This is a genomic window from Mesobacillus sp., from assembly GCF_047739415.1.
GTDB lineage: Bacteria > Bacillota > Bacilli > Bacillales > Cytobacillaceae > Mesobacillus.
Genome location: NZ_JBIQOE010000052.1, coordinates 21,701 through 48,408, shown reverse-complemented (window position 1 = coordinate 48,408; position 26,708 = coordinate 21,701). Strand labels below are relative to the sequence as shown.

Genomic DNA, 26,708 nt, shown 5'->3' with positions numbered 1-26,708 from the left:
ACGCGCACTTGACCTTGCGATTTCAGGCGATGGCTATTTTGTTGTAAAACAAGGCCAATCCCAAATGTACACCCGTGCTGGGAACTTCTATCTTGATGATAACGGGACATTGGTAACTGGTGAGGGATTGAAAGTACAATCCTATAATCAAATCGGTCAGTTAGAAGATATAACTGTTAACGTAAATGCGCTTTTACCTGCTAAGCAGACGACTGAATTAGTAATGAAGGGCAACCTTCCAAAGGACGCTAAGGGCAATTCAGAATTACTTCAGCAAATTAAGGTAGTGGATGATCAAGGGATAGAGCACGTGGTCGATTTGAAAATTTCGCCTGTGGATGCATCTGCTGGATCTTGGAAATTAGCTTTTACTGATAAGTCAATCACAGTTGATCCTAACAATCCAAACGCAAATATTGTTGAGCAAACAATCACAATACCTGATTTTGACCCAACAAATCCGCCAGCGGACTTATCTATAACTCTAAAGGTTAATGATGGGAGTAACGGTGCCAGGGACCTAACCGTGTTAATGCCAATCAAAGACTTAACCAAGGAAGGCGGCAGCATGGACGCTAACGCCTACCCTGACGGCAATACACAGGGTGCATTGGAGAGTTTCAACATTGGTTCTTCCGGGGAAATCAACGGAGTTTTCTCGAATGGGTTAGTACTCACGCTTGGCCAATTAGCGCTTGCCAAATTCAGCAATCCATCAGGGCTTTCTAAGATCGGAAATAACACTTTCCAGGAATCAGTTAACTCTGGAACAGCCAATATCAATGTTGCTGGAGAAGGTAGGGGTTCCATCGCGGCTGGTGCCCTTGAAATGTCAAATGTAGACCTTTCAGAAGAGTTCACAGAAATGATTACGGCTCAGCGTGGTTTCCAGGCAAATACAAGAATCATTACAACATCAGATGAAATCCTCCAGGAGCTCGTAAACTTAAAACGATAGACTAGGAGAGGAGCAGGGCTGAAAGGGTATTCCTTTTAGCCCCTGTGAATTAATGTGATTAAAGTAACTAAATTAAACGGTAAATCATTTAGAATTAATTCATTATTTATCGAAGTGGTGGAAGCCTTTCCGGATACAACGATTACATTAATCAATGGGCGAAAGTATGTCGTTAGGGAAAGTGAAGATGTAGTGAGCGATTTAATCCAGGAATTTTATCAGAGTGTCGGCCTTCTTGGAGGGCGAGTGTTGGAGGAACTGAATCATGAAGAATAATAAACTAGTAATGATTATGTCGGTCATGCTGGTAGCCATATTGCTCGTAGGGACTATAGCAGTTGTAGCGGTTATGCAGCTTACAGCTGAGGATGGCGAAAAGGAGCCAAGCATCGATGAGGTGCTGGAAGCTTCGGTGGACATCCCTGAGGTAACAACGAATTTGGCATCGAATGATTTTATTAAGATTTCTTTTAAAATTGAAACAGACGGCAAAAAAGCAAAAGAAGAGTTGGAAAAGAGAGATTTTCAGGTGAAAAACCTGATTATTTATGAACTATCCGAGAAAAAGGCAGAAGAGCTGCAAGGCAAGGAAGGCAAGATGAACCTTGAAGAAACCCTCAAAGCCAAGTTGAATGACCTGATGCAGGATGGAAAAATCAATAAGGTCTATATAACGGGTTCTCTCCTCCAATAACAGAATGAATTAAATTACCGTAACTATATGGAGGTGAAGAGAATGTCGGGAGAGGTATTATCGCAAAGCGAGATAGATGCTTTGTTATCCGCTTTATCAACAGGAGAAATGGATGCGGATGAATTAAAGAAAGAAGAAGTAGAAAAAAGGGTTAAAGTATATGATTTTAGAAGAGCTTTACGTTTCTCAAAGGACCAAATCCGCAGCCTTACCCGAATTCATGAAAACTTTGCCCGGCTATTGACGACCTTTTTCTCAGCTCAGTTGAGGACGTATGTCAATATTAGTGTCGCGTCAGCCGACCAGATTCCTTATGAGGAATTTATCCGATCCATTCCGAAGATGACAATCTTGAATGTTTTCGATGTAGAACCTTTGGAAGGCAGAATCCTGATGGAGGTTAATCCGAATATTGCATACGCGATGATGGATAGGCTGCTTGGCGGAAAAGGGACAAGTCATAATAAAGTCGATAGCTTGACAGAAATCGAAACCAGGATCATGTCAAATATGTTTGAGAAAGCTTTTGAGAACTTTAGGGAGGCATGGGGTTCTATATCAGAGATCGACCCTCAGCTATCGGAATTTGAGATTAATCCGCAATTTTTGCAAATGGTTTCGCCGAATGAAACCGTAGTGGTGATTTCGCTGAACACTACTATTGGAGAAGCCAGCGGAATGATCAATATATGCATCCCGCATGTAGTTCTGGAACCAATCATCCCTAAATTGTCAGTGAAGTATTGGATGCAATCCGATAAGAAACAAAGCTTGCCTATCGAAAATTCAGTATTGCAAAGTGAAATCCAGAAAGCTGATGTTTCAATTACAGCTGAAATTGGTTCATCTGAAATATCGATCCAGGACTTTTTAATGCTGGAGATCGGCGACGTGATTGAATTGAATCAGCAGATTGATAAACCATTACTGATAAAAGTCGGAGATATCCCTAAATTTGTAGGACAGCCAGGGAAAATTAACAAAAAGTTAGCCATTCAAGTGTTTGATACATTTAAGGGGGGAGACGATGATGGTGAGCGATGACATGTTATCTCAAGATGAAATTGATGCGCTTCTTAGAGGAACCTCTGATGAAGCAGAAGAAACAGAAAGTACCATTAATGTAGATGACTATTTTTCTTTTATGGAAAGAGATGCGTTAGGTGAAATAGGCAATATATCATTTGGCAGTTCAGCTACCGCACTATCAACTTTATTGAACCAGAAGGTGGAAATTAATACCCCTACGGTTACAGTCGTGCACAAGTCAAAACTTGAAGATGCTTTTCCAGATCCTTATGTGGCCGTACAGGTTTATTACACAGAAGGATTTACCGGCAGCAATATGCTTGTTATCCAGCAAAATGACGCAGCGATAATCGCCGATTTAATGCTTGGAGGCGATGGACTGAACCCAAGGGAATTACTTGATGAGATTCAGCTAAGTGCAGTACAAGAGGCAATGAACCAGATGATGGGATCTGCTGCAACCTCGATGTCGACAGTATTCAGTAAAAGAGTCGATATTTCACCACCGAATATCAATCTGTTGAATGTGGTTGAAGGTGAAGGCACTGATTCGATTCCTGAAGACGATATTTTGGTGAAAGTATCATTCGCGTTAAAGATTGGTAATCTAATTGATTCAAATATTATGCAGCTTTTGCCAGTCACTTTCGCAAAAAGCCTGGTTGATGAGTTATTGAATCCAGGTGGTGCGTCGGCACAGGTACCTGAAACCCAGGAACCAGTTATGCCACAAAATAGTCAGATGGGTATAAATAATCCAAATGCAACTCAAGAAAAACAGGACTTCTCTCAATATCAGCAATTCCAGCAGCCGGAAAATCAGGCTCACACGGAGCAAGTTTATTATCAGCAGCCAACAAATCAGGGAGTTCCACAAGGACATGGCTATTCTCAGCCAATGCAATCTGCACCACAGCATATAGGCAATGTGATGCCAGGTGCGCAGCCAACGGTTCAACCCGCAGTATTCTCAAGTTTTGAGACAGTACAGACACAGCAGGCGGAGACAAAGAACCTGGATATGCTGCTTGATATCCCGCTGCAGGTCACAGTTGAACTGGGCAGAACGAAACGTTCTGTTAGGGATATCCTCGAGCTGGGGTCGGGTTCAATTATCGAACTAGACAAATTAGCTGGAGAACCAGTCGATATTCTTGTCAACAATCGCCTGATTGCACAGGGTGAAGTAGTTGTTATTGATGAGAATTTTGGAGTCCGTGTTACGGATATAATCAGCCAGAGTGATCGCATTAAAAAATTAAAATAATCTTCAGGGGGAATTTCAATGGCGAACAAGATTTTAGTCGTAGACGATGCGGCTTTCATGAGAATGATGATTAAGGACATTTTGACAAAGAACGGCTTTGAGGTCGTCGCAGAAGCAGCAGACGGTGCACAGGCACTTGAGAAATATAAAGAATTCCAGCCGGACCTTGTTACAATGGATATCACAATGCCGGAAATGGACGGCATCACTTCTTTAAAAGAAATCAAGAAAATCAATCCGAACGCAAAGGTCATCATGTGTTCAGCAATGGGCCAGCAAGCGATGGTCATTGATGCAATCCAGGCAGGTGCCAAAGATTTCATTGTAAAGCCATTCCAGGCAGACCGCGTTATCGAAGCGATTTCAAAAACATTAGGTTAGTGAACTTTTATCATTTAGAGGGTGCGGCAATTGTTAAGATTAATCCGAACTGCCTCGACAATTCTATTCTTATTAGCTGCTCTGTTAAGTCCGGTTAGCTTGGCGAGCGCAGAGCAGCTAAATAAAAGTGTGAAGGATTGTTTGAAAGATCAGTCGTGTGATGATGGACAGGCAGATAAAAAAACAAACATATCAGACGATAAAAAATCCCAGGTAGGGGTCAGTTTTCTGGATTTCCTCAGGATGATCCTTGCTACCGCCTTTGTGGCAGCATTAATCTACTTCCTCCTTAAATTCATCAACAAAAAGAGTATGGTATACAAAAGTTCGCAGCTTGTTGAAAATCTTGGAGGCACAAGCCTTGGCGCCAACAGGTCAGTCCAAATCGTCAAAGCGGGCAATAAGCTGCTCATTGTAGGTGTGGGAGAGAATATACAACTTTTAAAAGAAATAGACGATCCGGAAGAGTACAGCCAAGTCATCCAGGAATATAACAATAAAATGGAGCAGCTTGTACAGCCAAGCGATATTGTGACAAAGTTGCTTAAAAGAGCGAAGAAAGATGGCGGCAATCAGCGTTCAGAATTTTCCGCGTTACTGAAGAATCAGCTGAGTGATATGGCGAGCGGAAGAAAGAAAATGCTTGAGGAGATACAAAAGAAAGGGTCAGAAAAAGATGAATGAGTTTATGGAGTTTTTCAACAGCAGTACTCCTGAGAGTGTATCGACATCCGTAAAGCTGATGCTCCTGCTGACTGTACTTTCTATTGCGCCAGGCATCCTGATTTTAATGACAAGTTTTACAAGGATCATCATCGTTCTTTCCTTTGTCAGAACGGCGCTTGCAACACAGCAAATGCCGCCCAACCAAGTGCTGGTCGGACTTGCGATGTTCCTGTCATTCTTCATCATGGCACCTACTTTCCATGAAGTGAATGAACAAGCTCTGACGCCTTTATTCAATGAAGAAATCAATTTGGAGCAAGCATACGAGAGGGCATCTATCCCTTTTAAAGAATTCATGAGCGTTCATACGAGGCAGAAGGATTTAGCGTTATTTCTTGAATATTCAAAGGCTGAAACGCCTGAATCCATTCAGGATATCCCTCTGTCAGCTCTTGTCCCTGCATTTGCCATCAGTGAAATCAAAACAGCCTTCCAAATCGGGTTCATGATATTTATCCCTTTTCTGGTGATTGATATGGTAGTGGCAAGTGTCCTGATGTCGATGGGGATGATGATGCTGCCGCCAGTCATGATTTCACTCCCATTTAAAATTTTGCTTTTTGTCATGGTAGATGGATGGTATTTAGTCGTGAAATCATTATTACAAAGTTTTTAAGCAGGTGAATGAAAATGACATCAGAAGCGGTTATTTCGATAGCTGAACGAGGAATTTATACAGTTTTAATGATTTCAGGGCCTTTGCTGATACTTGCGCTGGTAGTTGGTTTGATCGTCAGTATTTTTCAGGCAACAACGCAAATCCAGGAGCAGACATTGGCTTTTGTTCCAAAGATTGTGGCCGTCCTGGTCGGAGTCGTCTTCTTTGGTCCGTGGATGTTAAGTTATATGCTGAGCTATGCGAGTGAAATATTTTCAAATCTTACAAGGTTTGTAGGCTGATGAGATGCTAGATTTTATTCCATCTTTTCCAGCATTCCTGCTGATTTTTGTAAGGGTGACGTCCTTTTTCTTGATGATGCCTTTATTTTCATATCGGACGATACCTGCATCACATAAAGTAGGACTGGGCTTCATGCTTTCTATCATCATGTTTACCGCAATAGGAGCTCCAGAAATCGCAGTAGATAGCACGTATTTCATGCTGGTCATCAAGGAAGCAATGGTTGGGTTATTCATAGGCTTCATTGCAGCGTTGATGATGGCAGCCATCCAGATTGCCGGGGGATTCATTGATTTTCAGATGGGGTTTGCGATTGCGAATGTCATCGATCCACAGTCAGGAGCACAAAGCCCGCTGATGGGACAGTATTTATATACGATTGCTCTTTTGTTTCTGCTGACGGTCAATGGCCATCATCTGTTGATAGACGGGATATTTTACAGTTATGATTTTATCCCGATTGATCAGGTGATGATTCCGTTGGGGAATGAAAATATTGCCGAATTCATCATCCTGGCTTTTAACAAAATGTTCATTATTGCCTTTCAAATGTCCTTGCCGGTGGTCGGCAGCTTGTTCCTGGTTGATGTTGCGCTGGGGATTGTAGCAAGGACCGTTCCGCAATTGAATATATTCGTTGTCGGACTGCCAGTCAAAATTGCTGTAAGCTTTCTCGTACTTATTGCGGTAATGGGCGTGCTGATTATGGTTATATCGGATCTGTTTTCCACCACTCTTGCGACGATGAGGGGATTGATGGAATTGATCGGAGGAGCTTAAATGGATTTTTTAAGGATAGACCTGCAATTTTTTGCAGGCGAGAAAACAGAAAAAGCGACTCCTAAAAAGAGGCAGGACGCACGGAAAAAAGGACAGGTTGCCAAAAGCCAGGATGTCAATACAGCTATTGTCCTCCTTGCTGTGTTTTTGTTTTTGATGTTTTTTGGCAGTGTGATGCTGGAGAGACTTATCGGAATACTTCGCCATTCCTTGCAAAATTATATGTTGATGGATTTGACAGCAAATAACATAGAATCCATTGTAATTGAAATTTTGGGTGAACTGGTCATTTTCCTTGGCCCGGTCATGATCGTTGCTTTGATCGCAGGGGTGGCTGCCAACTACATGCAAGTCGGCTTTATGTTTTCTACTGAAGCAATACAAATGAAACTTGAGAAAATTAATCCGATCAGTGGCTTTAAGAGGATTTTTTCAATGAGGGCTATCGTTGAATTGCTAAAATCAATCCTCAAAATCACCTTTGTAGGTGTGATTGCTTTCTCAGTCCTGTGGTTGAGATTGGACGAAGTCCTGCTGCTCGCTAATAAGAGTGTTGGTGCTGCAATTGCCACTATTGCCGGGCTGACGCTCCAAATGGGCCTTTTTGCTTCCGGAGCATTGCTATTTTTATCACTATTGGACTATCTGTATCAAAAATATGATTATGAGAAAAGTATCCGTATGTCCAAGCAAGACTTGAAAGATGAGTATAAAAATATCGAAGGTGACCCTCTGATCAAGTCGAAAATCAAGCAAAAGCAAAGAGAGATGGCAATGCGGCGGATGATGCAAGAAGTCCCAAAAGCGGATGTGGTCATAACAAACCCGACCCATTTTGCGATTGCGTTAAAGTATGACGAACAAAAGGCCGATGCTCCGATTGTTGTAGCAAAAGGTGTCGATTTTGTCGCTCAGAAAATTAAATTGATTGCCAAGGAAAATGATATTATTTCTGTTGAGAACCGTCCTCTGGCAAGGGCTTTATACAGCCAGGCTGAAATCGGGGATGCTATTCCTGAGGAATTCTTCAAAGCGGTGGCAGAAATCCTGGCCTATGTATATCAAACAAAAAATAAAGTGCTGTAATTCTTAGGTATGCAGTGTTTAGGAGAGAAGTACTATGTCAGCAAGAGATCTGTCCGTCCTGCTTAGTGTCATATTAATCGTAGCCATGTTGATCATTCCTTTTCCGCCGTGGCTATTAAGTGTACTAATCATGGTAAACATCTCAATTGCACTTCTGGTGCTGTTGAACACAATGAATATGACCGAGCCGCTCCAGTTTTCTGTTTTTCCTTCACTGCTGCTGTTGTTAACTTTATTCAGGCTTGGCCTGAATGTATCGACAACACGTTCAATCCTGTCAAAAGGTGAAGCTGGCGGGGTGGTTGAGACCTTCGGTACCTTTGTTGTCGGAGGAAATGTTGTTGTCGGGATGGTTGTGTTCCTGATATTGATCATTATCCAATTCGTCGTCATCACAAAAGGTTCAGAACGTGTATCAGAGGTTGCAGCAAGGTTTACACTTGATGCGATGCCTGGTAAGCAAATGAGTATCGATGCTGATTTGAATGCCGGGATGATTTCTGAACAGCAGGCGCGTGAACGACGCGAAAAAGTAAGCCGCGAAGCCGATTTTTACGGCGCAATGGACGGTGCGAGTAAATTCGTAAAAGGAGATGCAATAGCGGGAATCATCATCGTTCTGATCAACTTGATCTTCGGGATTGTCATCGGCATGACTCAATTAGGGTTAAGCATTGGAGATTCAGCTGAAAAATTTTCGCTATTGACAGTAGGTGATGGGATTGTCAGTCAAATTCCGGCACTGCTGATTTCGACAGCGACGGGTATAGTGGTTACTCGTGCTGCGTCTGACGGTAATCTGGGAATTGATATTACCTCACAGTTACTTGCTTATCCTAAAATGCTGTATGTCGGAGCAGCCACGATTTTCCTGCTGGGGCTGTTTACGCCAATCCACGATATGCTTACGATTCCAATCGCGGCACTGATGGCTTTTGGCGGGTACTCTTTCTCCCGTATTCCAGAGCCTGATAAGCAGCAGCTGCAGGAAATGGAAGAAGACATTCAGATGGACGAGATGAAGAGTCCTGAAAGTGTTGTCAATCTATTAAATGTTGATCCAATTGAGTTTGAATTCGGTTATGGGTTGATTCCACTTGCAGACGCTAACCAGGGAGGAGACCTCCTTGACCGGATTGTCATGATCAGAAGGCAGCTGGCGATTGAACTTGGACTGGTTATTCCAGTGGTCAGGATCCGGGACAATATCCAGCTCCAGCCTAACGAATACAGACTGAAAATCAAAGGAAACGAAATGGCCCGGGGAGAATTGCTTCTCGATCATTACCTGGCAATGAGTCCTGGAATAGATGATGATTCTATTGAAGGAATCGATACAATTGAACCAAGTTTTGGGTTGCCTGCTAAATGGATCACGGAAGAAATGAAGGAACAGGCTGAAATATTTGGCTACACCGTTGTCGATCCTCCTTCAGTTGTGTCGACCCATATTACCGAAGTAATCAAGGCTAATGCACATGAACTGCTGGGAAGACAGGAAACGAAGCAGCTGATCGATCATCTTCGTGAAAGCTATCCGATCCTTGTCGAGGAAGCAACACCTAATCCATTATCAGTTGGTGAAATTCAAAAAGTACTTGGCAAGCTGCTTAAGGAGAATGTATCAATCAGGAATTTGCCGATTATCTTCGAAACACTTGCAGATTACGGAAAAGTAACAACTGATACAGACATCCTTGCTGAATATGTTCGCCAGGCACTTGCAAGGCAAATTACGAACCAGTATTCGCGAAATGGAGAAACCTTAAAGGTGATTACGCTATCAGGACGAGTGGAAAAGGTAATTGCTGAAGGTGTCCAGCAAACAGAGCACGGTAACTACTTATCTCTTGACCCGGCAGTTTCTCAAGGGATTTTGGAATCTGTAGCAAATCAGGTAGAGCAGTTAAGCATAATGGAACAAACACCGATCATATTATGCTCACCTGCGGTCAGGATGTATGTGCGCCAATTGACGGAAAGGTATTTTGCACAGATTCCTGTATTGTCTTATAACGAACTTGAAGCAAATGTTGAAGTCCAAAGTGTCGGAGTGGTGAATGTAGAATGAAAGTGAAAAAGTATACAGCTTCATCCATGCCGGAAGCAATGAAACTAGTCAGAGGGGAACTGGGAAGTGATGCAGTAATCTTGAATTCTCGTGTCGTCCAGACAGGAGGGTTCATGGGCTTTTTTAAGAAAAACAGCATTGAAGTAATTGCCGCCATTGACCCAGACACTGAAGTAAGTCCAAGGCCTGCCATTATGGATAAGCCATATAAATATAAGCCGTCCGTAAAAGATGATGAAACTAAAAAGGACACACAAACTGTAAGGAGGAATCCTATAACGGAAACACCTCCAAAAGCCGACAAGGATCTGCTGAAAGAAATTTCACAGCTTAAGGAATTGTTAAAAGGAACGGGTAAATCTGAAGGAGTCTCTTTGCCAGAACCAGTGAGCAGGCAAATCCAATACTTGAGAGATCAGGAAGTAGACCATGAGATCATAGATGAATTTGCTGCAGTCCTTCTTGAAAAGTGGTACCTAGGCGGAACAAAAGCAAGTGATGAGGAAATCGCCGAATGGATTGCCACAGCTATTTCACACAGGCTTGCTCCACTTTCTTTTGAAGGTGTTACTTTCAAAAAGAAGTTTGTCAATGTCATTGGACCAACCGGAGTTGGGAAAACGACAACGCTGGCTAAGGTTGCTGCTGAATGTGTATTGAAGCACGAGAAGAAGGTGGCCTTTATTACGACAGACACCTATCGAATTGCTGCAATCGAGCAGTTGAAAACATATGCAAAAATCCTCGATGTCCCAATCGAAGTTTGCTACAACCTGGATGATTTCAAGGCTGCAACAGATAAATTCTCGGATTATGACCTTGTCTTTATTGATACAGCTGGACGGAATTTCAGAAATCAAAAATATGTTAACGACTTGAAAAATGTGATTGATTTTGGTAAGGACATGGAAACCTACCTTGTCCTCGCTATGACGGCAAAACAAAAAGATATGGAAGAAATCCGCAAGCAATTTTCGCTGATTCATATTGATCAATTCATTTTTACCAAATTGGATGAAACTGCTGTTTACGGGTCGATGCTTAATATGGCAATAAAGTTTTCGACTGGAATTGCCTATTTGACCAATGGACAAGATGTGCCAGATGACCTGATCGAGGCAAATCCTGAACTGATTGCAAATACTATTCTTGGAGCAAGCAACTATGAATGACCAGGCAGAAAAATTAAGAAACCGTCTTAAAATGGAAACTCCTGCAAAGGAAGCGAAAACACTTGCAGTGGTCAGCGGAAAGGGTGGAGTCGGCAAATCGAACTTTTCACTTAACTTCTCAATTTCCCTGGCCAAAAAGGGCTTTAAGGTATTGCTATTTGATCTGGATATCGGAATGGGGAATATCGAGATTTTAATGGGTAAAAATACTTCGCTCTCCATTGCCGATTTTCTTTCAGGCAAATCATCGATGGAGGAAGTTATTTTTCAAGGGCCGCATGGCGTTGAATATATTTCAGGCGGTACAGGTTTAAGCCAGTTGGTCAGGATGGACCGTGATAGTGTCGAATATTTTACTTCGAGCTTAAGTGAAGTACTGAGGAAGTATGATTATCTTATTTTTGATATGGGAGCCGGATTGAACGAAGAAACATTATCAATCCTGCTGTCTGTCAACGAAATATTTGTAATCACTACGACTGAACCAACTTCATTGATGGATGCCTACGCCACTATGAAATACATTCACCTTGCAAATTCAGAATTGCCTTTCTATTTAGTGGTCAACAGGGCGGGTTCTGCCAAGGAGGGCAATGACACGATGGCAAGGCTTGAGGATGTTCTTGTTAAATTTTTGGGCAGGACGCCTACCAAGCTCGGGATTCTGCCAGATGATAAAACAGTCCAGGAAGCCGTGAAACGCCAGATCCCTTTTACAATGTTCAATGAAAGGTCACAAGCTTCTAAAGGAATGGCAGCAATTATCGAAAAATATATCAATAAAGAGAGCTACAATGCCGAAAAGAGAGATAACAGGAGTTTTACAGCAAGATTGAAGCAATTCCTTTTCGAAAGGTAGTGGTCGAGTGGCAAAAATTAGAGTTCTCATCGTAGATGATTCGGCTTTCATGCGTAAGCTGATCAACGACTTTCTATCAGAACATCCAGAAATTGATGTTATTGGCACGGCTCGTAACGGAGAGGATGCCATTAAAAAATGGCGGGAATTACGCCCTGACGTTATTACACTTGATGTTGAGATGCCGAAATTAAACGGGTTAGAAGTTTTGAAGGTGATTATGCAAGAACAACCGCTTCCGATTGTTATGCTTTCAAGCACCACGAAAGAAGGCGCAGATACGACTCTGCAGGCGATTCAAGCGGGAGCTGTTGATTTTGTGGCAAAGCCATCCGGGTCCATTTCTATTGATTTACATAAAATCAAAACGGAGTTAATCCAGAAAGTTTTATCAGCGAGTAAAGCTAACTTAACTAAAATAAACATTCTGGAAGATTCGAAATCTGTTGGAAAGAAACAGAAGAGTCCAATAGATTCAGAGTTAAAGGTAACTGGGCATGTAACAACCAGAGGATTTTCCCGTGAATCCAAAAAGATTGTCTGCATAGGAACATCTACCGGGGGCCCGAGGGCATTGCAGCATGTTTTAACTTCATTGCCAAAAGATATAAATGTACCTGTGCTTGTCGTCCAGCATATGCCTCCAGGTTTTACAAAGTCACTTGCCAATCGTCTTGATTCTTTAAGCCAGATTAAAGTCAAGGAAGCGGAAGATGGCGAGATTATTCAAAAGGGAACTGCGTACATAGCTCCCGGTGGATATCACTTGAAGATTAAGACTTTAGGTTCTACGCTGGCAATCAGCCTTAGCCAATCGCCGCCTCGTAATGGCCATCGACCTTCCGTTGATGTGATGTTCGAGTCGATCAGTACCATCAAGAACTACTCTAAAATTGCTGTTATCATGACAGGAATGGGCTCAGATGGTTCAAAAGGGCTGGTTGAGATGAAAAAAAGCGGCACAGTTAAAGTGATTGCCGAATCGCAGGATACATCAATCGTTTTCGGGATGCCGAAAGCAGCAATAGCAACGAACATGGTTGATGAGGTAGCGAATGTAGAAAACATCGCTCAATCAATCATGAATTATATTTGAGGCCGGGGGTGCAGTGCACATGGAATTGAATCAATATCTTGAAGTCTTTATAGAAGAAAGTAAAGAACATTTACAGGCCTGTAATGAACAATTGCTGGAATTAGAGAAGAATCCACAGGATTTAACGATCATTAATGAAATTTTCAGATCAGCCCATACTCTTAAAGGGATGTCAGCGACAATGGGTTATGAAGATCTGGCAAGCCTTACTCATCAAATGGAAAATGTACTGGATGCGATACGGAATAACAGATTGACAACAACACCTGAAATACTTGATGTTATTTTCATGGCTGTCGATCATCTTGAGGATATGGTTCAGTCAATTGCCGCAGGGGGCGACGGTAAAAAAGACGTAGCCGAAACAGTTGAAAACTTAAAAATGATTGAAAAAGGCGAACCGCTGTCAAATTCCGCTAATAAGGAAGTTGCAGCTACAGCGGCTTTGGAAGTCAATAATCAATCTCATTATGATGAATTTGAATTGACCGTCTTGAAGCAGTCCAAAGAACAAGGATTCGGTGTTTATGAAATTGCTATCGCTTTGCGCGAAGATTGCTTACTAAAAGCTGCACGGGTTTATATGGTTTTTGAGGTACTGGAGAAGATCGGAGAAGTAATCAAAGCAAACCCATCAGTAGAGCAGCTGGAGGAAGAACAATTTGACCATGAATTTATTGTAACAATTGTCTCAAAAGATGATCCAGAGGATATTAAAGGCAAGATTATGAAGGTGTCTGAAGTTGTCAAAACTGACTTAAGATCCTTAGAGTTTGATGAAGAAAGTAATGAAGAAACTTTTGAAGTAATGGATAATTCAAAAGCTCCAAATGGATCCAATTCTTCTGTCCCTGATCAATCAGAATCAATTGCATCTGAAGTTTCTCCGGTAATTGATAAAAAAGGCAGTGTCAAACAGCAAAGTAATAGCAGTAAAACGATAAGGGTAAATATCGAACGTCTTGATATTTTAATGAATTTGTTTGAAGAGCTTGTAATCGACCGCGGCAGACTAGAGCAAATTTCCAAAGACCTTGAAAATGGCGAACTCACTGAAACAGTTGAAAGAATGTCAAGGATCTCCGGTGATCTGCAAAATATCATTTTGAATATGCGGATGGTCCAAGTTGAAACGGTATTCAACCGTTTCCCTAGAATGATTCGTCAGTTAGCGAGAGATCTAAATAAGAAGATCAACCTTGAAATCGTAGGTGCTGAAACAGAATTGGATCGCACTGTAATAGATGAAATTGGTGATCCACTTGTGCATTTATTGAGGAATTCAGTGGATCACGGTATCGAATCACCTGAAGAGCGCAGGGCCAAGGGCAAGAACGAAGAGGGGACTGTCGTACTTCGAGCTTTCCATAGCGGTAATCATGTGTTCATTGAAATTGAGGATGATGGAGCTGGGATCAGCAGGGAAAAGGTATTGAAGAAGGCCATCAGCAAGGGAATCATCACTGAACAATCAGCTGCTGGATTTACTGATAAACAGGCGTATGAATTAATTCTTTCATCTGGCTTCTCTACCGCTGAAACTATATCCGATATTTCCGGACGCGGGGTAGGATTGGATGTTGTAAAGAATACGATCGAATCCTTGGGAGGATCAATCTCTATCGATTCAAAGGAAAATGAGGGGACTATTTTCTCGATTCAGCTTCCGCTGACCTTATCGATCATTTCTGTTATGTTAGTCGAAATCCAGAAAGAAAAATTCGCTATTCCTTTGTCATCGATCATTGAGACAGCCATAATCAAAGATACTGACATCATGAATGCGCATAATCAAAAGGTGATTGATTTTAGAGGCAAGGTCGTGCCGCTGCTGTTCTTAAAGGATATCTTCGAGGTACCGTCAGAGCAAGTTGATGATCAATTCCACTCTGTCATTATCGTTCGAAAAGGAGATAAAATGGCTGGTTTGATTGTAGATTCATTCATCGGCCAGCAAGAAGTAGTCCTTAAATCACTAGGAAATTATTTAACGAATGTATTCGCAATTTCCGGAGCTACAATCCTTGGAGATGGACAAGTAGCTTTGATAGTGGATTGCAATGCCTTAATTAAATAGATTCCTGCTTAACTCAATGACGATGATATTTTAGGAGTGATGAAAATGGCTGAAAATCTGGTTTCAGACTTGAAAGTAATCGTGTTCCAGCTGAATGATAAAGAGTATGGTGTTCCAGTAAGCCAGGTGAAATCTATTGAAAAAATCATGCATATCACAAGGGTCCCTCATACGAATCCTTTTGTAAAAGGTGTAATGAACCTCCGTGGAGTAGTGACTCCGCTTTTGGATTTGCGTGTCAGGTTTGGCATAGAGGAACAAGCATACAACGAAGGTACTCGTGTAATCATTGTTTCTGTAGAAGATAAAGAAGTAGGCTTGATTGTAGACGGCGCAAATGATGTCATTGATATCCCAACAAGCTTGATTGAACCACCGCCTGAAGTCGTGGGTATAGCAGCTGAAGGTTTTATTGATGGAGTAGCCAATCTGGATAAGAGGTTATTGATTTTAATAGACTTGAACAAAATCCTTGAGTCCGATGAAGTTAAAGCTTTGTAAGTGAAGGGAATATAACTATGACTTTTCTAAAAAGCATTTCGGACATACACCTTGATATATTAAAAGAGGTAGGAAATATTGGAGCGGGACATGCTGCAACAGCTCTATCAACTCTATTGAATAAAAAAATTGATATGAAAGTGCCCAGTGTCAGGGTCGTATCCTTTGACGAAGTGATGGACCTTGCCGGTGGACCCGACAATGTGGTAGCAAGCGTTTTTCTTCGGATAGAGGGCGATGCTCCAGGGAGCATGTTCTTTATCCTTCCGCTTCCACAGGCAGAGAAATATATCGGCCAACTTACAAAAAACCAATCATTCTCGTTTTCCGAAGAACCTGATAATGAACTTGCATTTTCCGCCCTCCAGGAATTAGGCAATATTTTATCAGGGTCATATTTATCTTCTCTTTCGGATTTTACGAAACTGAGCCTGTACCCTTCAGTTCCGGCTTTAAGTATAGACATGGTAGGAGCAGTCATCAGTTTCGGACTGCTGGAATTATCTCAGGTCAGTGATTATGCAATCGTGATCGATACGGCTTTGGATGAAGAAGAAGCTCAGTTGCCTGACAGTGTGAATGGCCATTTCTTTCTATTGCCAGACCCAGATTCATTCCATATCATTTTTTCTGCACTAGGAGTAAGGGTTGATGCATAAAACAGCAGAAATCATCAAAGTTGGCATTGCTGATATGAATATTGTTAAGGTTCCGGATTTAATACGTACTACAGGTCTTGGTTCTTGTGTTGGTGTGGTATTGTATGATCAGGCAAAGGAAATCGCTGGTATGGCACATATTATGCTGCCAGATTCATCATTATCTCGTGCAGAGCCGCTGAATAAAGCCAAGTTCGCTAATACTGCCATTAAGGAACTGCTAAATTCCTTGATAAAAATAGGAGCAAGACCTTCAGGGATAAAAGCGAAGATTGCTGGCGGCGCGCAAATGTTCCAGTTTTCAGGAAGCAGCGACATGATGAGAATTGGACCAAGGAATGTAGAAGCAGTTTTACAGGAATTGAAGGAACTCAGGATTCCGGTCATAGCCCAGGATGTAGGTGGGAATAGCGGAAGGACAATTGAGTTCGACCCAAAAACCAGTTTGTTGCAAATCAGGACTGTTAATAAAGGGAATAGTGAAATTTAATGGAATTTGCTTATCTAATAGCTTCAAAGAATAATGCGTAATGCGCGTGAGGAGGATTACAATGGTACGAGGATCCACTTCGGAAGAACAGATGACATGGGATAAATGGGTACAGTTCCGTGATCCGGATGCAGGTAATTTGCTGATAAAAAAATATATGCCACTTGTTTCCTACCATGTGCAAAGAATTTCAGTGAGTCTTCCGAAAAGTGTGTCTAGAGATGATCTAAGAAGTCTAGGAATGATTGGTTTATATGATGCTCTAGAAAAATTCGATCCAAACAGGGATTTGAAATTTGATACATATTCTTCATTTCGAATTCGCGGAGCGATTTTAGATGGATTAAGAAAGGAAGACTGGCTGCCAAGAAGTACCCGGGAAAAAGCCAAAAAAATTGATGCAGCGATTGAGAGACTTGAACAGCGATTTATGAGAAATGCGACCATCGAAGAAATTGCCAGCGAACTGAACATGGATGAAACAGAAATTTACACAACAATAAATGAACATTTCTTTGCGAATGTACTTTCCATAGATGAGCATCCAAGTGAAAATGATGAACGCGATAACCAATCATTTGTGATCAAGGATGAAAAAGCTGAAATTCCTGAAGATAAACTTATTAAGTCTGAATTGCTCGAAGAGATAGCTGAAAAAGTTTCAAAATTAAATGATAAAGAACAACTCGTATTGAGTTTGTTTTATAAAGAAGAATTAACATTAACAGAGATTGGTCAAGTCATGAATTTATCTACATCGAGGATCTCACAAATTCATTCAAAAGCGATATTTAAACTGAGAAAATGGTTAGAGACAGCTTAACAGAAGGCGGGAGATCAACTTGGCGACGGAATATAAGTTGAAGTTATCACATGACAGGCTTACAGCTGAATTGATTCTGGATATCGGAAGTAAAGAAAAAGCTTATTCTGTAGATGAATTAATGAATATTTTAAAAGACGAAAAGATCGTGTTCGGTGTTAAGTGGGATGTTGTAACGAAAATCTCAGAAAATCCTAATTCCTTCGAGTATCCGATCACTATTGCTGCAGGAGAACCAAAAGTGGATGGTGCAGATTCATATTTGCGCAACGAACTCCAACAAAATAGTCCGGATGACCAAAAAGTCTTTAACTTTCGATCTGTCATCCATATTCCCTCAGTCAGGAAAGGTCAGTTGTTGGCATCTGTAGTCCCGCCAATGAATGGCCGACATGGGACAGATGTCACTGGGAACACCATTCCCGCAAAGCCTGGACGCCCCCTTAGGGTGAAGCCGGGGAATAATGTTATGTTTGAATCCGGGCAGTTCTATGCAACATGCGATGGACAAATAAGCATTACTGAGAAAGCAATCTCGGTCAATCCTGTATTCGAAGTCAGAAGTGATCTTGATTTAAGGACAGGGAACATTGATTTTGTAGGAAATATCGCCATTAGAGGAGATGTCCCAAGCGGGTATGAATTGAAAGCTGGGGGAGACATCGTAGTTGATGGACTTGTTGAGGCAGCCAATCTCCATGCAGAAGGCAACATCATCATCAAGGGCGGTATAGCCGGAGCGATGAAGGGTAAGGTTTCAGCAGGGGGAAGTATACTGGCGAATTATCTGAACCAGGCCAATGTAAAAGCAGGACAGGATGTTATCGTGAAGTCCTCTATACTGCACAGTAAACTGGCTGCTGCAGGTAATGTAGAATGCCGTACTGGAACAATCATTGGGGGGACAATCTCTGCTGGCCGAAATATTTCCGTCAAGGAATTAGGCAATGAGCTTTTTACTAAAACCGAATTAGCCGTTGGCTGGGATCCATTGCTGGAAAAAGCTGAGCTCGAAACTCTCCAATCCATCGAAACAGCAAAAGCCAATATTAGAAAACTCACTGAAATAGAAGTGAAGCTTGCTGAAATTGGCAACCGTTCAGGTGCACTTACTGCTGAACAAAAACAGATGATTGCGAAACAGCGAAATACAAGGCGGACTCTCGAAGCGGACTTAGCTGAATTGCTGTCTGAACTCGAGTTTTTACAAATTGAAAAACAGGATAGATTATTCTCGTCATTATATGTATACGATAGAGTATTCCCAAATACAAAGGTGTTTTTCGGGAAGTATGCGATTCTGACAAATCAGTTTTACAAGAAAGTTAGCTTTCATCTGGAAAATAGCGAGATTTCGATTCATCCGATTGTAGATAAAGAAAGTCCACTAGTTAGGAAGTGACATGATGAGCCTCAAAGCAATCGAAATGCAGATTGCGCTTCCGAGGACACATGATGCCGGCAAGATTCAGGAACAACTTCAGCAGCGGGGACAGCATCTTCAGGAGCATGCGGCACAAAGTGTGACAAAGGAAGATGATCTAAAGCGCAAGACCGTGGTTAAAAATAACCAAAAGCAAGAAGCCCGCCTTAATCAGGAGGGCAGCCGATCAGGCCACCAGCAGCAAAATGGCAGAGAAGGTCAAAGTGACAAGGATGACCAACCTGCACAGCATCACCACCCGTATAAAGGGAAGGTGATTGATTACAGCGGATAGAGGGATGTTATGACCACTTTTCTACTACTCTTAAGCCTCATATTAAACGCAGCAGCAATCTTCGCAATCATCCTATTATACTTACGGCAAAATCGGCTTGTGGAAGCAGAGAAAAAGCAGGAAAGAATCATCAATGAGATTGAAGAGGTATTTTCAGCATATCTCTTCGAATTAAAAGAGGAAAATGAAAAGTTCCTTGAATTGATGACACAAAATAATAGTCAAAAGCAGCCTGGAGGTATAGAAGCCACTGCTACGGGGGCAGCACAAAGGGAAACAGAAACAGGCCCAGATAAGGTTACTCCGGAAATTCAGCAAAACCGTCTCGGCAAAGGCATTTCCTATCATGCTGCAAGGAACGCATACCAGCAAAACCGTGAACCAGTACCAGCTGATTTAAATGATAAAATAGATATGGGATTGCCAGGAGATAACGTTGATTCAAAAGAATTAAGTTTTGTGGATCAGGTTGTGCACATGAAAAAACAGGGTTTGACGATTGAAGAAATTTCCAGAGACCTGGATAAAGGGAAAACAGAAATAGAACTTTTACTTAAATTTCGGCAAAAAACGCAAGAATAACTTGAATGTCACTTTTATTTATGCTATATTATCTCATGGTGTTAATACACACGTTCATTGATTCGGCCAGATGGTGCTGTTTCGTCAGTTCCTGGCTGAAGATGATTTGGACGGAGGAAATCAAAACCATTAGGAGGAAACACAATGTCAGTAATTTCTATGAAGCAACTGCTTGAAGCTGGTGTACACTTCGGTCACCAGACTCGCCGTTGGAACCCTAAGATGAAGAAATATATCTTCACTGAGCGTAACGGCATCTACATCATCGACCTTCAAAAGACTGTTAAGAAGGTTGAAGAAGCATACAACTACGTGAAAGAGCTAGCTGGTAACGGCGGTACTGTTCTTTTCGTAGGTACTAAAAAACAAGCTCAAGATTCTGTTAAAGAAGAAGCAGCTCGTTCTGGTATGTACTATGTTAACCAACGCTGGTTGGGTGGTACTCTAACTAACTTCGAAACAATCCAAAAGCGTATCTCTCGTCTTAAGAACATCGAAAGAATGTCAGAAGACGGAACTTTTGAAGTACTTCCTAAGAAAGAAGTAGTTCAATTGAAGAAAGAGCAAGAGCGTTTAGAAAAGTTCTTGGGCGGAATCAAGGACATGAAGGGCCTTCCAGATGCTCTTTTCATCATTGACCCACGCAAAGAGCGCATCGCTGTTGCTGAAGCTCGCAAATTGAATATTCCTATCGTTGGAATTGTTGATACAAACTGTGATCCAGACGAAATCGACGTAGTTATCCCTGCGAACGATGACGCGATCCGCGCTGTTAAATTGCTAACTTCTAAAATGGCTGACGCTATTATCGAAGCTAAGCAAGGCGAAGAAACTACAGAAGCTGTAGAAGCTTAATTTAAAATAAGGTGATATAGGGAAGCACCCTTTATCACCTTTTTTTAAGACTTATATTCCATATAACTTCCATTGGGGTTTATATTGGCGAAATCAAGTTAAAATAAAGTATAGTTACATATAACCAAGATTTTAGGAGGAATTTCATTATGGCAATTACTGCACAAATGGTAAAAGAATTGCGCGAAAAAACTGGCGCTGGTATGATGGATTGCAAAAAAGCACTTCAAGAAACAAATGGAGATATGGATCAGGCAATCGATTTCCTTCGTGAAAAAGGTATTGCGAAAGCTGCTAAGAAAGCTGACCGCATCGCTGCTGAAGGTACAACTTACATTCTTGCAGAGGGAAATGAAGCTGTAATCCTTGAAGTGAACTCTGAAACAGACTTCGTTGCAAAGAACGAAGGCTTCCAGGTTCTTGTTAAGGAAATCGCTGAGCACCTGCTAAAGAACAAGCCAGCATCTGTTGAAGAAGCTAATGCTCAATCAATGGTAAATGGAGAAACAGTTGAAACTCGCATCAACAATGCAATTGCTAAAATCGGTGAGAAGCTTTCACTTCGCCGCTTCGAAGTAAAAACTAAAACTGATAACGATGCATTCGGTGCTTACCTTCACATGGGCGGGCGCATTGGCGTTCTTTCAGTTCTTGAAGGAACAACAGACGAAGCTGCTGCTAAAGACGTTTCTATGCACATCGCTGCATTGAACCCTAAATATGTATCACGTGACGAAGTATCTCAAGAAGAAGTTGAGCATGAGCGTCAAATTCTTACTCAACAAGCTCTTAACGAAGGCAAGCCAGAAAATATCGTTGCTAAAATGGTTGAAGGCCGCCTGAGCAAATATTTCGAAGATGTTTGTGTTCTTGACCAGCCATTCGTTAAGAATCCTGACCAAAAAGTACGCCAGTTTGTTGAATCAAAAGGCGGAACACTTCGCGAGTTTACTCGTTACGAAGTAGGCGAAGGCATCGAAAAGCGTGAAGATAACTTTGCTGAAGAAGTAATGAACCAAGTAAACAAGAAATAATTTTTACTAGCCTATGTAATTGCAGGGAACACTCCAGTGTTCCCTGTTTTTGGACATAGCTTTAATTAGGCTTTTCCGATAGCATACTTGCTATCGCGAAGCTTTAAATTACATATGGAGGTACCCTATGACGAGCCCTAAATACAAAAGAGTTGTTTTAAAGTTAAGTGGAGAAGCATTAGCCGGAGAACAAGGATTTGGCATCAATCCGTCGGTAATCAAAAATGTTGCAGACCAGGTGAAGGAGATTGCGGAACTGGATGTGGAAGTCGCTGTTGTAGTAGGCGGAGGAAATATCTGGAGAGGCAAAATCGGTGAAGAAATGGGAATGGACAGAGCGACGGCAGACTACATGGGCATGCTCGCTACCGTCATGAATTCCCTGTCTTTACAGGACAGTCTGGAACAAGCGGGAATCGAGACAAGGGTTCAAACTTCCATCGAAATGCGCCAGGTTGCAGAGCCGTACATCAGAAGAAGGGCAATCAGACATCTGGAGAAGAAGCGCGTCGTCATTTTTGCAGCCGGAACAGGAAATCCGTACTTCTCAACGGATACGACAGCTGCATTGCGTGCTGCTGAGATCGAAGCAGATGTAATCCTTATGGCAAAGAATAACGTTGATGGCGTTTATTCTGCAGACCCGCGAGTTGACAAAAACGCAACTAAATATGATGAACTCTCATACCTGGATGTGTTGAAGGAAGGTCTTGCTGTCATGGATTCAACAGCTTCATCCCTGTGTATGGACAATGATATCCCGTTAATTGTATTCTCTATTATGGAAAAAGGTAATATTAAACGAGCAGTAATGGGTGAAACAATCGGAACAATCGTGAGGGGGAAAAACTAATGCCAAAACAAGCAATTGCTAACGCGAAAGAAAGAATGACAAAAGCGATCCAAGCTTATACCCGCGAACTTGCCAGCATCCGTGCAGGTCGAGCAAGTGCCTCTCTTTTAGACAGAGTACAGGTGGATTATTATGGAGCACCAACTCCAGTCAATCAACTTGCTGGTATTTCTGTACCGGAAGCGCGTCTTTTGGTTATCCAGCCATATGATAAGACAATCCTTGGTGAAATTGAAAAAGCGATCTTAAAGTCTGATCTTGGACTGAATCCTTCAAACGATGGATCAATCATCAGAATCGCGATTCCTCAGCTAACTGAAGAGCGACGCAAGGAGCTTGCAAAGCAAGTTAAAAAGGAAGCTGAAGAAGCAAAAATCGCTATCCGCAATATTCGTCGTGATGGCAACGAAGACCTGAAGAAGCTTGAGAAAAACGGAGAAATCACAGAAGATGACCTCCGTGGATACTCTGACGACATTCAAAAGCTTACGGATGAACATATCGCAAAAATCGATCAGATTACAAAAGACAAAGAAAAAGAAATCATGGAAGTGTAAGGCTTCTATCGTAGTCAACATCGAAAACCCTCTGTTTTCCAGGGGGTTTTTTCTCTATACATATTATGAAGATAAAATGACGTTGAGCTATAATCTGGGTGTGTTAAGGTTTATAGTTGTATTTTAAGTCCTGTTGATTGGAGTGGAAGGCGCGTAGACTCCTGCGGGATGCAGCTGGACAGGTGAGACCCCGCAGGAGCTTGCTCCGAGGAGGCTCAGCGCCAGCCCCAAGGAAGAATTCGCCTTTTGAAAAAGCCGGCAGTTGGGCTCTTTCATAATTCTTCCCGCGGAAAGCGAAGTGCCTGGAACGGAAATCAACAGCCTTATTAAGGAAGTTTATTTAAACAAAGAGTTTACGAAAACAGCCTGAATGATAGAATATAATAATATTGGCTGTTGTATTCTGTTTTACTGCCAAACAACATATTCTGTATATAAGGCTCCTTTTGTTAGGAGCAGGCTGGAATTGCAGAATATTAAGGTGTAGTCCAACGGTTTATAGAGATATCTTTTTTCTTTTTTGGTATGATAGTGGCATATGGAATTGAAAGAGAGAAGAAAAGGATTGCTTTCAATGAGCAGTCCGGCTTCAGCGCCAAATGAATGCTAGGCATAGTCAGCGCCTGGATGTATGACTCATTGGAGCTAAAGATAATCTTTTGGGGGAGCTGTCCAAATGTTAAATAAAATGAATCCGTGGAAGAAGGAGCAAAATCCTTCCAGTTTCCGTGATCGCGTACTTCAAATTAAAGATCATGAAGTCCCTTCCCATGTTGCCATTATCATGGATGGTAATGGGCGTTGGGCTAAAAAACGCGCTTTGCCCCGGGTTGCTGGCCATCATGAAGGCATGAAGGTTGTCCGCAAAATAACCAAGCTCGCCAATGAGCTTGGTGTTAAGGCACTAACTGTTTATGCTTTCTCTACTGAAAACTGGAAAAGGCCCAAAATGGAAGTTGATTTCCTGATGAAGCTGCCTGAAGAATTCCTTGGCACCTTCCTTCCTGAACTAATAGAAGAAAATGTCCGTGTCGAAATGATTGGATATATGGATAAGCTTCCTGAGCATACCAAAAGGGCAGTAGGGAAAGCGATGGAAGAAACGAAGGACAATACCGGACTGGTTTTGAACTTTGCTCTTAACTATGGTAGTCGGGCAGAAATCATTGACGGTGTTAAAAGAGTCATGGATGATGTTAAAAATGGTAATATTACCGAAAGTGAGCTGACCGAAGAAGTCTTCTCTTCTTATCTCATGACAAAGGATTTGGATGATCCGGACTTGTTAATCAGGACAAGTGGTGAAATCCGCTTAAGCAATTTTATGCTTTGGCAGCTGGCATACACGGAGTTCTGGTTTACTGATGTACTGTGGCCGGATTTTGATGAAGAACATTTTGTCGAAGCAATTGAAGCATTCCAGGGCCGACAACGGCGTTTTGGAGGAGTATAAAAAAGGTGTGAATACTTAGATGAAGCAGAGAATCATTACAGCAGTCATAGCAGCGGCTATTTTTCTTCCAATCGTTATTTTTGGAGGCTGGCCATTTATTGCAATGGTTTACCTAATAGCTTCCGTTGCTTTATATGAAGCACTCAAGATGAAACAATTAAAGCTATTCTCCGTCCCGGGGATTCTTTCTTTGTTATTATTGTGGATTTTCTTGATTCCCGAACAATATAGTGACTTTCTTAATGAATTTGATTATACAAAACTGGAACTTTTCTTCCTTGGAGTGCTTTTATTTCTGACTTATACTGTCATAACTAAAAATCGCTTCACTTTTGAGGATGTTGCTTTTTCAATCATGTCTACACTTTATGTTGGACTTGGATTTTATTTCTTCATTGAAACAAGAGAAGCAAGCCTGGATTATGTGTTTTATTCGCTATTCATTATATGGGCTACCGACTCAGGAGCCTATTTTATCGGGCGTGCATTTGGCAAACATAAGCTTTGGCCTGATATCAGTCCAAACAAGACAACAGAAGGCTTTTGGGGCGGTGTAGCTTCTGCACTCGTAATTGCCGCGATGTTCAGTGTGTTTGGAGATATGAAAGTACCGGCAGTCATACTTCTTTTGGCGACTGCATTTTTGTCTGTGTTTGGCCAAGTAGGGGATCTTGTCGAGTCAGCACTAAAACGACATTATAATGTAAAGGATTCAGGGAACATACTTCCAGGTCATGGAGGCATGCTTGACCGCTTTGACAGCCTGTTGTTTGTCTGGCCGTTAATACATTTATTCCATTTGTTATAATGGAGCCAAAGTTATTATTCATTTGGCTTATAACAAAACGACTGAATTTTGATTATACCGGGTACGTACCGTTTCCCGTTGGAGATATTAGGAGTGAAATTTGTGAATAGAATCAGCTTGTTGGGAGTGACAGGATCGATTGGAATCCAAACGCTTGATGTTATCAGGGAGCACCCTGAAGAATTCAAGCTTGTATCGATGTCTGCTGGTAGGAACGTGGAACTTACTAGGAAGATCATATCTGAATTTTTGCCAGAACTGGTTTCTGTGCAAGAGAAAGACGATGCTGAACGGTTAAAGTCAGATTTTCCACAGGTGAAGATTGTATATGGACAAGAGGGCCTGAAAGAAGCGGCAGTTTTTCATAAGTCGGATATACTTTTAAATGCAGTTCTCGGAAGTGTTGGGTTAAACCCGACGCTAGAGGCTATCAGATCCGGAAAAACAATTGCGATAGCGAATAAGGAAACGCTTGTCACTGCTGGCCATATCGTGATGGAAGAGGCAAAGCGTCATAACGTGCCGATCCTTCCTGTTGACAGTGAGCACTCTGCGATTTTTCAGGCATTGCAGGGTGAAAAAGAAAAAAATATTGAGAGACTGATCCTCACTGCATCGGGAGGAAGCTTCAGAGATCGCACCAGGGAAGAATTGCAGGGTGTTACAAAAGCAGATGCATTGAATCACCCAAACTGGTCGATGGGAGCAAAAATTACGATTGATTCCGCAACAATGATGAATAAAGGGTTAGAAGTCATTGAGGCGCATTGGCTATTCTCTCTCCCTTATGACGATATTTCTGTCATACTCCATCGCGAAAGTATCATTCATTCGATGGTAGAATTTCATGACACGAGTATTATGGCCCAGTTGGGAACACCAGATATGAAAGTGCCAATCCAATACGCTCTTACATACCCAGACAGGCTCCCGTTAGTCTCGGGAAAGAGACTGAATCTGGCTGAAATTGGCCGGCTTCACTTTACAGAAATGGATTTCGACCGGTTCCGGTGCCTGAAGTTTGCTTACGAAGCTGGTCGGGCGGGAGGCACTTTGCCGGCAGTCATGAATGCTGCAAATGAAGCAGCGGTAGCCGCCTTTTTGGACGACAGAATCACTTTCCTCCAAATTGAAGACTTGATTGAGAGAGCAATGGAAAGCCATAAAGTCATAGAAAACCCTGACCTTGAAACAATTCAAGAGGTTGACAAAGAGACAAGAAGCTATGTAAAGTCACTACTATAAGTTTAAGTCTCAAGAGTGGATTCTTATCCTATT

30 protein-coding genes are annotated in these 26,708 nt (G+C 41.9%); all 30 read left to right on the top strand.

What is annotated here, in order from left to right; all coding sequences use genetic code 11:
• On the top strand, nucleotides 1–958 hold a 958-nt coding region (locus ACH0QE_RS04870), incomplete at its 5' end, for a flagellar hook protein FlgE (protein WP_415799564.1).
• A gap of 54 nt (nucleotides 959–1,012) precedes the next feature.
• The gene (locus tag ACH0QE_RS04865) at nucleotides 1,013–1,234 is read left to right on the top strand and encodes a flagellar FlbD family protein (protein WP_415799563.1); all 222 of its coding nucleotides are present in this window, start codon (nucleotides 1,013–1,015) and stop codon (nucleotides 1,232–1,234) included.
• Entirely contained in the window at nucleotides 1,224–1,652 is a 429-nt protein-coding gene (gene fliL, locus ACH0QE_RS04860; RefSeq protein WP_415799562.1) for a flagellar basal body-associated protein FliL, read from the top strand. Before ACH0QE_RS04865 ends, fliL begins: the two co-directional genes overlap by 11 nt.
• A 42-nt stretch (nucleotides 1,653–1,694) precedes the next feature.
• Nucleotides 1,695–2,696 (top strand): flagellar motor switch protein FliM, encoded by a 1,002-nt coding sequence (gene fliM / locus ACH0QE_RS04855; protein WP_415799561.1) that lies wholly within the window; start codon nucleotides 1,695–1,697, stop codon nucleotides 2,694–2,696.
• Nucleotides 2,683–3,948, top strand: a complete 1,266-nt coding sequence (gene fliY, locus ACH0QE_RS04850) for a flagellar motor switch phosphatase FliY (RefSeq protein WP_415799566.1) — start codon at nucleotides 2,683–2,685, stop codon at nucleotides 3,946–3,948. The genes fliM and fliY overlap by 14 nt, the downstream gene beginning before the upstream one ends.
• 18 nt (nucleotides 3,949–3,966) lie before the next feature.
• The gene (locus ACH0QE_RS04845; protein ID WP_079508438.1) at nucleotides 3,967–4,329 is read left to right on the top strand and encodes a response regulator; all 363 of its coding nucleotides are present in this window, start codon (nucleotides 3,967–3,969) and stop codon (nucleotides 4,327–4,329) included.
• Between the two features lie 21 nt (nucleotides 4,330–4,350).
• The gene (locus ACH0QE_RS04840) at nucleotides 4,351–5,013 is read left to right on the top strand and encodes a flagellar biosynthetic protein FliO (protein ID WP_415799560.1); all 663 of its coding nucleotides are present in this window, start codon (nucleotides 4,351–4,353) and stop codon (nucleotides 5,011–5,013) included.
• Nucleotides 5,006–5,671 (top strand): flagellar type III secretion system pore protein FliP, encoded by a 666-nt coding sequence (gene fliP, locus ACH0QE_RS04835; protein ID WP_415799559.1) that lies wholly within the window; start codon nucleotides 5,006–5,008, stop codon nucleotides 5,669–5,671. The genes ACH0QE_RS04840 and fliP overlap by 8 nt, the downstream gene beginning before the upstream one ends.
• Before the next feature lie 14 nt (nucleotides 5,672–5,685).
• Nucleotides 5,686–5,955 carry a flagellar biosynthesis protein FliQ gene (gene fliQ, locus ACH0QE_RS04830; protein ID WP_023614879.1) on the top strand — a complete coding sequence of 90 codons (270 nt, stop codon included), beginning with the start codon at nucleotides 5,686–5,688 and terminating at the stop codon, nucleotides 5,953–5,955.
• A 4-nt stretch (nucleotides 5,956–5,959) separates the two neighbouring features.
• Nucleotides 5,960–6,736 carry a flagellar biosynthetic protein FliR gene (gene fliR / locus ACH0QE_RS04825; protein ID WP_415799558.1) on the top strand — a complete coding sequence of 259 codons (777 nt, stop codon included), beginning with the start codon at nucleotides 5,960–5,962 and terminating at the stop codon, nucleotides 6,734–6,736.
• On the top strand, nucleotides 6,737–7,822 hold the full coding sequence (flhB, locus tag ACH0QE_RS04820; RefSeq protein ID WP_415799557.1) for a flagellar biosynthesis protein FlhB: 1,086 nt from the start codon (nucleotides 6,737–6,739) through the stop codon (nucleotides 7,820–7,822).
• 34 nt (nucleotides 7,823–7,856) lie between these two features.
• Nucleotides 7,857–9,893, top strand: coding sequence for a flagellar biosynthesis protein FlhA (flhA, locus tag ACH0QE_RS04815; protein WP_415799556.1), 2,037 nt, complete (start codon nucleotides 7,857–7,859; stop codon nucleotides 9,891–9,893).
• On the top strand, nucleotides 9,890–11,065 hold the full coding sequence (gene flhF, locus ACH0QE_RS04810) for a flagellar biosynthesis protein FlhF (RefSeq protein WP_415799555.1): 1,176 nt from the start codon (nucleotides 9,890–9,892) through the stop codon (nucleotides 11,063–11,065). The genes flhA and flhF overlap by 4 nt, the downstream gene beginning before the upstream one ends.
• Entirely contained in the window at nucleotides 11,058–11,924 is an 867-nt protein-coding gene (locus ACH0QE_RS04805; RefSeq protein WP_415799554.1) for a MinD/ParA family protein, read from the top strand. The genes flhF and ACH0QE_RS04805 overlap by 8 nt, the downstream gene beginning before the upstream one ends.
• Before the next feature lie 7 nt (nucleotides 11,925–11,931).
• The gene (locus ACH0QE_RS04800; protein ID WP_415799553.1) at nucleotides 11,932–13,020 is read left to right on the top strand and encodes a protein-glutamate methylesterase/protein-glutamine glutaminase; all 1,089 of its coding nucleotides are present in this window, start codon (nucleotides 11,932–11,934) and stop codon (nucleotides 13,018–13,020) included.
• Nucleotides 13,021–13,039: 19 nt separating this feature from the next.
• On the top strand, nucleotides 13,040–15,097 hold the full coding sequence (locus ACH0QE_RS04795; protein ID WP_415799552.1) for a chemotaxis protein CheW: 2,058 nt from the start codon (nucleotides 13,040–13,042) through the stop codon (nucleotides 15,095–15,097).
• A gap of 45 nt (nucleotides 15,098–15,142) precedes the next feature.
• A complete protein-coding gene (locus ACH0QE_RS04790; RefSeq protein WP_415799551.1) occupies nucleotides 15,143–15,598 on the top strand; it encodes a chemotaxis protein CheW in 456 nt (151 codons plus the stop codon).
• 17 nt (nucleotides 15,599–15,615) lie between these two features.
• Complete coding sequence (locus ACH0QE_RS04785; RefSeq protein WP_415799550.1) at nucleotides 15,616–16,257, top strand: chemotaxis protein CheC; 642 nt, start codon at nucleotides 15,616–15,618, stop codon at nucleotides 16,255–16,257.
• Nucleotides 16,250–16,747: a chemotaxis protein CheD gene (locus ACH0QE_RS04780; RefSeq protein WP_415799549.1), complete on the top strand. Its 498-nt coding sequence runs from the start codon at nucleotides 16,250–16,252 to the stop codon at nucleotides 16,745–16,747. The genes ACH0QE_RS04785 and ACH0QE_RS04780 overlap by 8 nt, the downstream gene beginning before the upstream one ends.
• 61 nt (nucleotides 16,748–16,808) lie before the next feature.
• Entirely contained in the window at nucleotides 16,809–17,570 is a 762-nt protein-coding gene (locus ACH0QE_RS04775; RefSeq protein ID WP_415799548.1) for a FliA/WhiG family RNA polymerase sigma factor, read from the top strand.
• A 19-nt stretch (nucleotides 17,571–17,589) separates the two neighbouring features.
• Nucleotides 17,590–18,972, top strand: coding sequence for a FapA family protein (locus tag ACH0QE_RS04770; RefSeq protein WP_415799547.1), 1,383 nt, complete (start codon nucleotides 17,590–17,592; stop codon nucleotides 18,970–18,972).
• A gap of 1 nt (nucleotide 18,973) precedes the next feature.
• The gene (locus ACH0QE_RS04765) at nucleotides 18,974–19,288 is read left to right on the top strand and encodes a hypothetical protein (RefSeq protein WP_415799546.1); all 315 of its coding nucleotides are present in this window, start codon (nucleotides 18,974–18,976) and stop codon (nucleotides 19,286–19,288) included.
• A 9-nt stretch (nucleotides 19,289–19,297) separates the two neighbouring features.
• Nucleotides 19,298–19,870 carry a hypothetical protein gene (locus ACH0QE_RS04760; RefSeq protein WP_415799545.1) on the top strand — a complete coding sequence of 191 codons (573 nt, stop codon included), beginning with the start codon at nucleotides 19,298–19,300 and terminating at the stop codon, nucleotides 19,868–19,870.
• 144 nt (nucleotides 19,871–20,014) lie between these two features.
• Nucleotides 20,015–20,725: a 30S ribosomal protein S2 gene (rpsB, locus tag ACH0QE_RS04755; RefSeq protein ID WP_041967225.1), complete on the top strand. Its 711-nt coding sequence runs from the start codon at nucleotides 20,015–20,017 to the stop codon at nucleotides 20,723–20,725.
• A 149-nt stretch (nucleotides 20,726–20,874) separates the two neighbouring features.
• On the top strand, nucleotides 20,875–21,759 hold the full coding sequence (gene tsf, locus ACH0QE_RS04750) for a translation elongation factor Ts (protein ID WP_415799544.1): 885 nt from the start codon (nucleotides 20,875–20,877) through the stop codon (nucleotides 21,757–21,759).
• 127 nt (nucleotides 21,760–21,886) lie between these two features.
• Nucleotides 21,887–22,612: a UMP kinase gene (gene pyrH / locus ACH0QE_RS04745; RefSeq protein ID WP_102262217.1), complete on the top strand. Its 726-nt coding sequence runs from the start codon at nucleotides 21,887–21,889 to the stop codon at nucleotides 22,610–22,612.
• Nucleotides 22,612–23,169: a ribosome recycling factor gene (frr, locus tag ACH0QE_RS04740; protein ID WP_415799543.1), complete on the top strand. Its 558-nt coding sequence runs from the start codon at nucleotides 22,612–22,614 to the stop codon at nucleotides 23,167–23,169. The genes pyrH and frr overlap by 1 nt, the downstream gene beginning before the upstream one ends.
• A gap of 676 nt (nucleotides 23,170–23,845) precedes the next feature.
• Complete coding sequence (locus tag ACH0QE_RS04735) at nucleotides 23,846–24,622, top strand: isoprenyl transferase (protein ID WP_415799542.1); 777 nt, start codon at nucleotides 23,846–23,848, stop codon at nucleotides 24,620–24,622.
• A 19-nt stretch (nucleotides 24,623–24,641) separates the two neighbouring features.
• Nucleotides 24,642–25,430: a phosphatidate cytidylyltransferase gene (locus ACH0QE_RS04730; RefSeq protein WP_415799541.1), complete on the top strand. Its 789-nt coding sequence runs from the start codon at nucleotides 24,642–24,644 to the stop codon at nucleotides 25,428–25,430.
• Nucleotides 25,431–25,532: 102 nt separating this feature from the next.
• Nucleotides 25,533–26,675: a 1-deoxy-D-xylulose-5-phosphate reductoisomerase gene (dxr, locus tag ACH0QE_RS04725; RefSeq protein ID WP_415799540.1), complete on the top strand. Its 1,143-nt coding sequence runs from the start codon at nucleotides 25,533–25,535 to the stop codon at nucleotides 26,673–26,675.
• The last annotated feature ends 33 nt before the right edge of the window (nucleotides 26,676–26,708 follow it).